11 protein-coding genes are annotated in these 11,661 nt (G+C 46.9%); 3 read left to right on the top strand and 8 right to left on the bottom strand.

The features are described from left to right. Positions 1 to 67: 67 nt before the first annotated feature. A complete protein-coding gene (locus BUA14_RS06815) occupies positions 68 to 1,501 on the bottom strand; it encodes an NAD(P)/FAD-dependent oxidoreductase (protein ID WP_072771915.1) in 1,434 nt (477 codons plus the stop codon). Positions 1,502 to 1,835: 334 nt separating this feature from the next. Here BUA14_RS06815 and BUA14_RS06810 point away from each other — a divergent pair, with 334 nt between their 5' ends. Both BUA14_RS06810 and BUA14_RS06805 read left to right on the top strand, forming a co-directional pair. Continuing rightward, entirely contained in the window at positions 1,836 to 3,089 is a 1,254-nt protein-coding gene (locus BUA14_RS06810) for a DNA polymerase Y family protein (protein ID WP_072771914.1), read from the top strand. Between the two features lie 25 nt (positions 3,090 to 3,114). Continuing rightward, positions 3,115 to 3,375, top strand: a complete 261-nt coding sequence (locus tag BUA14_RS06805) for a hypothetical protein (RefSeq protein WP_072771913.1) — start codon at positions 3,115 to 3,117, stop codon at positions 3,373 to 3,375. A 99-nt stretch (positions 3,376 to 3,474) separates the two neighbouring features. Here the strand turns inward: BUA14_RS06805 and aroF are convergent, their stop codons facing one another. The 5 genes from aroF to BUA14_RS06780 all read right to left on the bottom strand — a co-directional run bounded on the left by aroF (position 3,475) and on the right by BUA14_RS06780 (position 8,413). Then, on the bottom strand, positions 3,475 to 4,434 hold the full coding sequence (aroF, locus tag BUA14_RS06800) for a 3-deoxy-7-phosphoheptulonate synthase (protein WP_072771912.1): 960 nt from the start codon (positions 4,432 to 4,434) through the stop codon (positions 3,475 to 3,477). A gap of 22 nt (positions 4,435 to 4,456) precedes the next feature. Then, positions 4,457 to 5,344 carry a hypothetical protein gene (locus tag BUA14_RS06795; RefSeq protein WP_143153437.1) on the bottom strand — a complete coding sequence of 296 codons (888 nt, stop codon included), beginning with the start codon at positions 5,342 to 5,344 and terminating at the stop codon, positions 4,457 to 4,459. A gap of 98 nt (positions 5,345 to 5,442) precedes the next feature. After that, entirely contained in the window at positions 5,443 to 6,117 is a 675-nt protein-coding gene (locus BUA14_RS06790) for a DedA family protein (protein ID WP_072771911.1), read from the bottom strand. 308 nt (positions 6,118 to 6,425) lie between these two features. Further along, complete coding sequence (gene cysK / locus BUA14_RS06785) at positions 6,426 to 7,361, bottom strand: cysteine synthase A (RefSeq protein ID WP_072771910.1); 936 nt, start codon at positions 7,359 to 7,361, stop codon at positions 6,426 to 6,428. A gap of 125 nt (positions 7,362 to 7,486) precedes the next feature. Beyond that, positions 7,487 to 8,413, bottom strand: coding sequence for a LysR family transcriptional regulator (locus BUA14_RS06780; protein ID WP_072771909.1), 927 nt, complete (start codon positions 8,411 to 8,413; stop codon positions 7,487 to 7,489). A gap of 132 nt (positions 8,414 to 8,545) precedes the next feature. Between BUA14_RS06780 and BUA14_RS06775 the strand changes: the two genes are divergently transcribed. Then, positions 8,546 to 9,583, top strand: coding sequence for a YeiH family protein (locus BUA14_RS06775; RefSeq protein ID WP_072771908.1), 1,038 nt, complete (start codon positions 8,546 to 8,548; stop codon positions 9,581 to 9,583). 129 nt (positions 9,584 to 9,712) lie between these two features. On the opposite strand, the gene BUA14_RS06770 is transcribed toward BUA14_RS06775, so the two are convergent. Continuing rightward, positions 9,713 to 11,002, bottom strand: coding sequence for a homocysteine synthase (locus tag BUA14_RS06770; protein ID WP_072771907.1), 1,290 nt, complete (start codon positions 11,000 to 11,002; stop codon positions 9,713 to 9,715). 215 nt (positions 11,003 to 11,217) lie between these two features. Next, positions 11,218 to 11,661, bottom strand: a complete 444-nt coding sequence (locus BUA14_RS06765) for an RrF2 family transcriptional regulator (RefSeq protein ID WP_072771906.1) — start codon at positions 11,659 to 11,661, stop codon at positions 11,218 to 11,220.

The raw sequence follows: 11,661 nt of genomic DNA, 5'->3' as shown, positions 1-11,661 counted from the left end.
ACCTTAACGATGAACAATAAAAAGGGCTGATTGCGTCAATGGCAATCGGCCCTCTTTTTGTTGCTCTTTATTGTTTCTCTTCCAGAATATTTCGCGCGATCTTCACTCCGCAAGCCTCAGCCTGAGCCAGTCCCCGGGTAATTCCCGCTCCGTCTCCCCCGGCATAAAGTCCGGCAATCTCCGTCTCAAAGTTATTTTTCAACTTGGGACGGGAAGAGTAGAACTTGGCTTCCACGCCATAAAGCAAGGTGTGCTCAGAGGCTATACCAGGCGTCACTTTATCCAGCGCTTCAATCATCTCAATGATGCTCTTCATGGTGGAATAAGGCAGCACCAACCCTAAATTGCCGGGTACGGCTTCTTTTAGAGTGGGTTCCACAAAGCTTTCTTTGACCCGCTTCTCTGTAGAACGGCGGCCCTTCATGATGTCCCCAAAGGTCTGCAGCAGCACGCTGCCGTTGGATAAATCATTGGCCAGCCGGGAAATGTTCTTGGCATACTCCGTAGGCTTGTTGAAAGGATAGGAGAAGTTATGGGATACCAGCAGGGCAAAGTTAGTATTATTGCTGCCCAGATTCTTATCCCGATAAGCATGCCCATTGGCCAGCATAACCCCGGTATGATTCTCAATAACCACATGACCGGAAGGATTGCTGCAGAAGCTTCTCACCGTAGTCCCTACAGACGTTCGATAGAGGAATTTGCCTTCATACAAATTCTCGTTAATATCTTCCATGATGGTATCCAGGGTTTCTACACGAACCCCTACATCCACTTGGTTGCTGCTCATTTCCAGATTGTACTTCTTTAAGACATCCTTGAACCACTCTGAGCCATCCCGTCCGGGAACCACGACTACTTTAGGCGCATAGTACTCCTCTCCCTTATTGGTACGGATGCCTTTAACCTGCAGGTGTCCTTCCGCTTCAGCGGTCATAATATCGGCGACTTCCGTTTCGAACACCATGTCGATCTTTCCTTTGAGGTACTCATAAATATCCTTGAGGATTTCCAGGTTTAATTCTGTTCCCAGATGGCGGACTTGAGCCCGGAGCAGCTTTAAACCGGCTCCCAAGGCCTTTCTCTCAATCTCCTTTACCGTAGGGGTACTGGGATCCGTCAGTGAGCTGGTCGCCCCATGCTTTAAGTTAATCTGATCCACATAGTGAATGAGATTCAAAACCTCCGAAGGAGGCAAATACTCGGTGAGCCATCCGCCAAACTCGGTGGTGATATTGAATTTCCCATCAGAATAGGCTCCCGCACCGCCAAAACCGTTGGTAATAGAGCAGGCAGGAGTGCAGCTGGCAAACTCTCTCTGCTTATTGGGCGGCGGACATTTAGAAAGAGTCTTCTTCAAAATAGGACAACTGCGTTTATAGATATCCCGTCCCTTTTCAATCAAAAGAACAGCAGAGTCAGGAGCTTGCGTAGCTAATTCATAACTGGCAAAAATTCCGGCGGGGCCTGCCCCAACGATGATCACATCATACTTTTTCAAGGCTTATTCCTCCTCGGTTAAACTTAACGGCAGTCAAAACTTAACAGCAGCCAAACCCTAACAACTATACCTTATGCTCTTCAATAATTCAAGTCCAAAATCCGAACATTTTGTTGAAAAACTGACTTTTTGTTTGGATTTTAGGTTCTATTACCAAATCACTCACTTTAATTCGGTAATAGAGGTATTTTATGACAATAATAGAATATTTGTTTCTATTGATACAGAACATATATTCTATTATAATAGATAGCGCAGACCCTGGTCTCCCACTCCATTCACAAAGAGCGCTTCAATATGAATATGGTTTTTCTACATAGGTGGTGATTGGATCTTGAGCAAATCGATCATTTTTCATATTGATGTTAACTCAGCCTACCTTTCCTGGGAAGCCGTCTATCGCCTTCAGCAAGGAGATCCTCTGGATTTAAGGACTGTCCCTTCCGTAGTCGGCGGCGATCCTTTGACCCGGCACGGGATCGTTCTGGCCAAGTCGATCCCGGCTAAGAAATATGCTATTAAAACCGGGGAGACTTTATACTCCGCCCTCGCCAAATGTCCGGACCTGATCATCGCCAGGCCTAATTATCTCCTCTTCCGTCAGTGCAGCGAAGCTCTAAGTCTTATTTTAAGAGACTATTCTCCTCTAATCCAACAGTTTTCCGTGGACGAATATTTTCTGGACTTCACCGCCATGGACCTTCTCTTTGGCGATCCACTGGCTACCGCTTATAAAATCAAGGATCGAATCAGGAACGAGCTGGGCTTTACCGTAAATATCGGCATTTCCACCAATAAACTGTTGGCAAAGATGGCTTCCGAACTCCAAAAGCCCGACCAAGTCCATACCTTATTCCCTGAAGAGATTGCTGATAAAATGTGGCCCTTACCCGTCGGGGAACTCTTCATGGTCGGAAGGGCAACCACCCGCCAGCTGCTCTCCCGCAATATCAAAACCATCGGGGAGCTGGCACACACCGACCCTCGCCTTTTGAAAGCGATCATGAAAAGTCACGGCCTGCTGATTTGGAATTATGCTCACGGCATTGAAAACTCCCCCGTTCGCCGGGGCGGACGGGTAGCGGTCAAAGGCATGGGCAATTCCACCACCACATCCTTCGATGTGAAGAACCGCAGAGAGGCTCACCTGGTTCTCCTCTCCCTTGTGGAAACCGTCAGCGCCCGCTTAAGGCATGATCAATACTTTGCCCGGCTGATATCCATTTCCTTTCGAACCCATGAATTCCTCTCCTATTCCCATCAACGCCAACTCTCCCATGCTACCGACTGTACTAATGAGCTATGGGAGATTGCCTGCCAGCTCTTTGACGAATTATGGAAAGATCAGCCGCTGAGACATCTGGGAGTCCGGGCCTCTGAGCTTTGTCAAAACGATTTCCTGCAGTTTTCCTTTTTCACTAAAGATTACGAGCGGGATCGAAAAGTGGACCAGGCTGTCGATATAATTCGCCAGCGCTTTGGCTCTCAGGCTATTATGCGCTCCTCTTATCTCCACTCCGGCCTTAAGTCCATGACTGGGGGAGTCATCGCTGAAGAGGAGTATCCGGCCATGACCAGCCTGCTTTAGCTCTAAAAAGAAGGGAGCGCTTTTCGTGAAGGTAATGATGCAGCCCCTGGAGATGATCGCTCATTTCAATCAAGAGGGCATGCCCCGGCCCCTTAAATTCAAGGCTCACTTCGAAGATAGCCCTGTCGTCATTGCCGTCGACAAAATCATCTCGAAATCCGAAGAAAAACTGGCCGGCAATCCCATGCTTATTTTTCGCTGTCAAAGTATCAGCAACGGACTTCTTAAGATTTATGAGCTGAAGTATGAACTTCATACATGCAAATGGTTTTTATATAAAATGTGAGCAAGGGAGACCGGGAGCCGCCTTAACGCGCTCTCGATCCCCCTTGCTTAAGGTTCAATATTTTATTTTCAGGATCTTCTTCCTTTTTCCATCATGGGATCAGACTTCTTGAGGATGAGCCATACTCCGCCCGACGCTTTGAGCGATGGGCCGGAGCTCTGCGGCGAGCCGGCTAAACTGCTCCGGAGTCAGGGATTGCATCCCGTCGCTTTGGGCTTCCTCAGGATGGGGATGGACTTCAATCAGCAGCCCATCGGCTCCTACCGCTACAGCAGCCTTGGCTAAAGCAGGAATGATATCCACCCTCCCGGCCGCATGGCTGGGATCCACAATGACCGGCAGATGGGAAAGCACTTTCACCAGGCTCACCGCACTGAGGTCCAGGGTATTGCGGGTGCTGGGCTCAAAGGTGCGAATCCCCCGCTCGCAAAGAATCACCTGAGCATTCCCGCCGCTTAAGATATATTCTGCAGCTGAAAGCCATTCCTCTACCGTGGCCGCCAGGCCCCGCTTTAGAATCACCGGGTTTCTTATCTCCCCCAAAAGCTTAAGGAGATGGAAGTTTTGCATATTGCGAGACCCTACCTGCAGAATATCCACTTTATCCACCAGCACGTCCAGGCTGCGTTCATCCATAACCTCCGTTACGGTAAGAAGTCCATATTCTGCTGCAGCTTCCCGCAGATAGTCTATTCCTTCTTCCCCTAAGCCCTGGAAGCTATAGGGAGAAGTACGGGGCTTATAGACTCCCCCTCTTAAAATCTTGCCGCCGGCTGCTTTGACCCCTTGGGCAGCGGCCCGCATCTGTTCTCCGGATTCCACGGCACAGGGACCGGCCATCAGCACGATCTCACGGGCTCCGATAATCGTATCCCCCACCCTGATCATACTCCGTTCATCCTTTAACCCCACTAAAGGCAAATTCATAACTCCAAACCCCCTGATATAATAGTCCACAGCGCCCTCTTCCTGGGATGAAAGCCGTGGACTTTCTGTCTTACCGCTCACTGCGCAGAAAAATTTCTTTATATTATATCCCACAAACCATTGCCAATACAAGGTATCGCCAAGCTATCCCCTCTTAATAAGGAAGTCGTATCATTCCGAAAGGATCTGCTTCCAGGTCAAAGGCTTCTGCCTGACCGTTCCATTGTATACTGAAACTATGCTTGTCTTCAGCCTTTCCTACCAGACCGTTCCCTCTGCCCAGCCTGACCAGGCCATCAGGACTCAGAGTCTGCCGTGTTCCACTGTAACTGCCATAAGTCCCTTCAAGAGTATAGCTGAAAGATTTTATTTGCCCAGGGTCCCCCTTATACTTGGCTATGGCACTCGCTTCACTCCAGCTCTCATACCCCATACCATGGTCATCTTTATAAAATTGGCCAAAGCAGTCAAGCACTATCTCAACCATCCAGTATTGACCCTCTCCACGGAAAACCAGCGTCTTCCCGCCATTTAAGTCTCTCAGCACCAATTCCCTGATCGCTTTTGAGCGTTGTACATAGGAAGCATAGTCCGGCCCCATCGTCTTTAAGCTTTCTATGTACAGCAAAGGGCAGTAAACGATGAACATATTCTTCGCCGTCAGGGTCTGAAAAAACTGACTGTAAGGTAAAAACATCGCCATCATTTCATCGTTAAATCTCCAATAATGCCCGGCCAGCTGTTCCCGTTCCCTATGGGAGGAAAAGGGGTAGATCAATACTAAATCCTCAGAGCCATGGATGCGAAATATCTCAGGTTCAATGCCGAACAGCACCGTATCCTCAAATCCTTCTCCCGCCACCGCTTCAAGCTTAAGCCCTTTCTGAGCAAAAAGCTTTGTTACCTCGCTCAAGGTCAGGGGGCGATACTCCAGCTCTTCCTTGGTCATTCCTGAGGATAATCCTAGCGAACCGGCGATCATCAGAAAAGTCAAAGTGATGACAGCCAAGGATTGTACCGGTTTCGCACTGCTCATCATCATGCCCCTCCTCTTATCTTATTCCCAGGAAAAAATAAAGGAATTAACACTATTAACCAGTGTTAATTCCTTCTTCTATTTCAGAGCGGCAAAATCCTTTTTTAGTTCGATTCATTATTCGTGCTTACTTTGCGCTGGTTTCTCCCCTGCAGCCAATTCTTAATATAGGCATAAACAGCGGGAACAGCCGATATGCCAATGATCGCAAAGATCACCAAGGTAAAATTATCCTTTACAAAAGGCAGATTGCCAAAGAAATAACCTGCGCAAAGAGCTACCGTAACCCACAATAAGGCTCCTACGAAATTATAAGCCAAGAACCTCAGGTATTTCATGGTGCCAACACCTGCCACAAAGGGGGCGAAGGTGCGAATAATCGGCAGAAAGCGGGCAATGATAATGGTCTTACCCCCATGCTTTTCATAAAACCTTTGGGTCTTCATCAGATTCTCATGGTTAAGGAAACGCATTTCTTTGGAGAATACTTTCGGCCCTAAGAAACGGCCGACCTCATAATTCACCGTATCCCCGATGACAGCAGCCGCCAGCAGTAAGAAGAACAAAATCCACACATCCAAGGCACCGCTGGCTGCGAAAGTGCCTACCACAAAGATCAAAGAATCTCCGGGCAGAAATGGGGTCACGACCAACCCTGTTTCAGCAAAGATAATCAGAAAAAGAATGAGATATGTCCACACTCCATAAGAAGCTATGATTTCACCAATATGACTGTCCAAGTGAATAAAAAAGTCCAACACGGTCTGTAACACTTCCAAAGTTTAACCCCCTAAACCATCTCATAGAAAACCAATCTGTCAGCTAGTCCTCTCTTCCGAATTATCATAGCGTTTTATCGAAAAAAAATCAAATAAACTGCTCAAGATTTAAGAAAAGATTAATAAAAGAAAAAACCGCCTGAAAGAGACGGTTCAGCTTTGACAAGAGTTACCTCTTGTCTATATAAAAGGTAGGAGAAGAATGTCGTTACTTGTATACTATCACAACACCTTAAACTACAGGTGAAGAAACTGTAAACAAAATGTTAACATTATGTGAAAGAAATTGACAAATCCCCTTCACCTTCTCAACCTTCCTGGAATAAGACCGTGGAGAGATATCTTTCCCCCGTATCCGGGAGCAGAACAACGATATTCTTTCCTTTATTTTCCGGTCTCTTGGCGATTTGGGTGGCCGCATAAGCCGCCGCACCTGAGGAAATCCCAACCAGCAGACCTTCAGTCTTCGAAAGTTTTCGAGAGGTCTCAAAAGCTTCCTCATTTTTGACCTGGAAAATTTCATCGATGACTTCTGAGTTATAAACACCGGGTACAAATCCGGCGCCAATGCCCTGAATCTTATGAGCTCCGGGAGTTCCTCCCGACAGCACCGGTGAATCTGCCGGTTCCACAGCGATAACTTTTACCCCCGGTTTCTTCTTCTTTAAGGCCTCACCCACACCGGTTACCGTTCCGCCAGTGCCTACTCCGGCCACAAAGATGTCCACTTCTCCATCTGTATCTCTCCAGATTTCTTCAGCAGTGGTTGTCCTATGAATTTCCGGGTTAGCCGGATTGTTGAACTGTTGGGGTATAAAGGAATTCTGATATTCAGCAGCTAATTCCTCAGCTTTTTGAATAGCTCCTTTCATACCGGCCGGTCCTGGAGTCAGCACCAGCTCCGCTCCCAAAGCCTTGAGAAGGTTCCTTCTTTCCACGCTCATGGTTTCAGGCATGGTTAAAATCAAGCGATAGCCACGGGCAGCGGATACAAAAGCCAGGGCAATTCCTGTATTGCCACTGGTGGGCTCAATAATGACCGTATCTTTATTAAGCAATCCTTTCTCTTCCGCGTCTTTGATCATAGCGTAGCCAATTCTGTCTTTGACGCTGGAAAGAGGGTTAAAGTATTCAAGTTTTGCTATGACCTTAGCCTCTAATTCATGGGTCTTGTTATAATTGGAAAGTTCTAATAATGGGGTATTGCCAATTAGGTCAGTTAAACTCCTGGCGATTTTCGACATGTGGGTAACCTCCTTAAATATAAAATTAAGCTCTGCTTCCTGCACTGTTCCCTATACCGTCTCGTTATTCCTAGTATTCATATTTGTTTTGTTGTTTTTATTGTAATCCTTTACCTGGTCTGCTGTCAATATAAATTTAACTGAAGACTGTTCTCATGAGTATCCTGGCTGTAATGGCTTAATTCCATCAGAAAGGCCTCTGAAGCTTTCGTAAAATAAGTTTGCTGGCCTCTCGCAATAAGAAACTCCCGTGACAGGCGGGGCAAGTTTTCTTCCAGGGGTATAATGGCTATTTCTCCCGCCTTAATCTCTTTTTGAATAATCAGCTTTGATACTAAAGCGATTCCCAGCCCGCTCAGAACCGCTGCCTTAACCCCTGTGTTGCTGCTGAATCCATAAGAATGCTTTACCGGAATCTTTAGTGTTTCGATAAAGCGATCACTGAACTCACGGGTTCCGGAACCCGTTTCCCGTAAAATCCAAACCTGATCCTCAAGATCCTGAGCAGTGACCCCTTTTATTTTTGCCAAAGGGTGACTTGGCAGAGCAATCAAAACCATTTCATCCACCATAAAAGGCTCCAGAACAAACTCCTTACCGGTGATCTTACCCTCGACTAAAGCTACATCCAAACGGTTCTGCCTTAATCCTTGGGCAATCTCTTCCGTATTCCCGATGGTGACATTAATATTGAGATTGGGATACCTTCTGGCCGTTTGACTGACCAATTCCGGCAGAATATATTCCCCAATCGTAAAGCTCGCGCCAATGCGGAGATTTCCGGAAACAATGCTTTGAATCTGGTTAATTTTTTCTTTGGTCTCCTGGTATTGATTGATGATTCTGCAAGCCTGCTCATAGAGGATTTCTCCAGCCGGAGTCAGATCAACATGCTTTGAGGAACGGTAAATGAGCTTTGTTCCAAACTCATTCTCCAAATTGCGAATGTGTGAGCTGACGGCCGGTTGGGAAAGGAAGAGATCTTCGGCAGCTTTGGAAAAGCTTTTTTCTTCTGCTACTTTCCTGAAAATTTCTAAGGTTTCGATTATCAATGGGACTACCTCCTGTTTATAATCATTCGCTATGTATAGTATAACAAATCCGGATTGCGTTTAGTTCCTTGCCAAGGTTAAAGTAGAGATACGTTTTTTAATGCGTTTAAATATTTACCTTAGGAGGATACCATGGCCATCATAAATAATCCAGTCGAAAGAACAGAAAGAAAATTTCCCTCAGCTAAATTCCCGATCGCTCCCTTCCTGCCAGGACTACTTTTCACTATGGGAGTTGCTGCCTTTGCTACGGGAATAGCTAACCTACCCGGCATCAGCAAAATTGGCGCCATGCTTTGTGCGATTTTTATAGCCGTTCTTTATCGCAATACTTTAGGCTATCCAGAAAAATGCCGCCCCGGCATCCAGTTTACCGCTCAGAAAATTTTGCGCTTTGCAATTATCCTTTATGGCTTTCGCCTGAATATCCATCTGGTCCTGCAGCAAGGCCCCTCCCTTTTGTTTCAGGGGATCTTCACCATTGTCATCGCCGTCTTGACCACCCTTTTGGTGTCTAGGTGGCTTAAGGGTGATATGCAATTGTCCCTTCTCCTGGGCATTGGGACCGGTATCTGCGGGGCGGCGGCTATTGCCGCGGTTGCTCCTATCCTCAAAGCAAAGGACGAGGATACCGCGATCGGGGTGGGTATCATCGCCTTAATCGGTACCCTTTTTACCCTCGCCTATACCCTGCTTTATCCCTATCTGGGCTTAACCGCCCTCCAATACGGAACCTGGAGCGGGATCACCTTACATGAGATTGCTCATGCGGCGGCAGCAGCCAATTCAGTGGGAGCCGATGCCTTGACCGCCTCCTTACTGGCTAAATTGGCAAGAGTCTTCCTCCTTATTCCCGTAAGCTTCATTCTGCTTTGGTGGGTGCGCCGCCAAACCAAAGCAACTGAAGACTCCACCCAGGGAGCCTCCTTTCCCTGGTTTCTGTTAGGTTTCATCTTAACCAGCCTCATTGGCACCTATCTCCCTCTACCCACAGACGTCTTGAATGCCATTGCCTCCCTCTCCTCCTTTTTAATGGCTGCCGCCATGGTTGGATTGGGGCTTAATGTTCATTTAGCCAGCCTGCGTTCCAGAGCCCTGCGTCCCCTCCTCGCTATGCTCGTCGCTTCTGTCCTGGTTTCCGCCTTTTCTTATTTCACCCTGATACTTTAAATTCAGCATCATTGCCAATCATAAGGAACGCCCCTGTGTCTTTCTGAAAGGGTATATCTTCCTTTACAGATTTGCACAGGGGCAATTTCTTTCCTTATTCAAGAATCATGAAGAATACACTTCCTATGCTCAGCCGGCGGCTTTTCTTAGGGCCTGCTCGAGATCATAGATGAGATCCTCTGCATCTTCTATACCAATCGAGAGCCTGACCATATCCGGGGTAACTCCTGCCGCAACCAGATCCTCTTCCGATAACTGAGCATGAGTGGTGCTGGCAGGATGAATGACCAGGGACTTGGCATCGGCTACATTAGCCAGTAAGGAGAAGATTTCCAGGCTGTCAATGAACTTCTTACCGGCCTCGATCCCGCCTTTAATACCAAAGGTAAAGATGGAACCCGCACCTTTGGGGAGATATTTTTGAGCGAGTTCATAGTATTTACTCTCTTTAAGACTGGGATAGTTTACCCAGGCCACCTGGGGATGATCGCTTAAGAAATCCACGACTTTTTTCGTATTGGCCACATGCCTTTCCACCCGAAGGGAAAGGGTCTCCAGTCCTTGGAGGAACAAGAAGGAATTAAATGGACTCAAGGCTGCTCCCGTATCCCGTAAGAGCTGTACCCTGGCCTTAGTGATATAGGCTGCCGGTCCCAATGCTTCCGCATAGTTTAAGCCATGGTAGCTGGCATCCGGCTCAGTTAAGCCTGGGAATCGGCCGCTGCCGGCCCAATCAAATTTTCCTGAATCCACAATAACCCCACCGATGGAGGTTCCGTGTCCCCCGATGAACTTGGTAGCTGAGTGGACTACAATATCCGCCCCAAACTCAAACGGGCGAATCAGATAAGGTGTACCAAAGGTATTATCAACGATTAGGGGCACTCCATAATCATGAGCGATCTGAGCCACAGCCTCAATATCGATAAGATTAATACCTGGATTGCCTATGGTTTCAATATAGAGAGCCTTCGTCTTTTCAGTAACCGCTTTTCGAAAATTCTCCGGATCATCAGGATGGACGAACACCGTCTTGACCCCCAGCTTAGGCAAGGTTGTCGAAAAAAGATTGTAGGTTCCTCCATAAAGGGTACTGGCCGAGACAATCTCATCTCCCACTCCGGCAATATTTAAAATGGCATAGGTAACTGCAGCCGAACCCGAAGCGACGGCTAAGGCCCCAATTCCACCTTCCAAAGCCGCGATCCGCTGCTCGAAAACATCGGTAGTCGGATTCATAATCCGTGTATAGATATTTCCGGTTTCTTTTAAGCCAAATAAATTGGCCGCATGTTCCGCATTATCAAAGACGTAGGATGAAGTCTGGTAAATGGGTACAGCCCTTGAACCTGTGGTGGGATCGGCTGTTTGCCCCCCATGGACCTGTAGGGTATCAAATTTTAATTGTCTCTCGCTCATCATATCGCTCCTTTATCCTCAATCTGACGCATTCCCTAAAGTAATCTAATATGTTTACTATACTTTAAATAAAGTTTAAGTTCATTGACCCCTTTTGTCAATAGAAAAACCTGATGTATTATATAATTTTTTATTATTTATTTAATCTATATTCTAACAGTTTTCAAGAAAAGAATAAAGAACAACCTTCTGAAAAAGCTCAGAAGGCTGTTGCTTTAGATATAGTACATGATACCGCTATGGCCGCTCATCACATTATATTCGTGAACAAGATCCTCTAAGGTCAGCGAATCCACCAATTCATTAATGCGCTCAGTCATCTGATCCCACACCTTAACTTGAATACACTCCTGGATGCTTACCCCACCTTCTTGAGGCAGTTCTTCATTGGCAACGGATAAGTCTCCTTCCAGGACTCTGAGAATCGTGCCGACTTTAATCTCAGCCACTCTGTCCGCTAAGACATAACCGCCTTGAGCACCTTTCACACTATTAATGATCCCCGCCTTGCGCAATGCGGAAAAAACCTGCTCTAAATAGTTCTCAGAGATATTTTGTCGTTCAGCAATATTCGAAAGGGGCACATGTTCTCCTCGGGAATGAACGGCCAAATCCAGTAATGCCCGCAGCCCGTATCTGCCTTTTGTTGATATTTTCAT

The organism is Desulfitobacterium chlororespirans DSM 11544 (assembly GCF_900143285.1).
Classification (GTDB): domain Bacteria; phylum Bacillota; class Desulfitobacteriia; order Desulfitobacteriales; family Desulfitobacteriaceae; genus Desulfitobacterium; species Desulfitobacterium chlororespirans.
The sequence above is the reverse complement of the archived record's forward strand: the minus strand, read 5'-3'. Positions and strand labels throughout refer to the sequence as shown.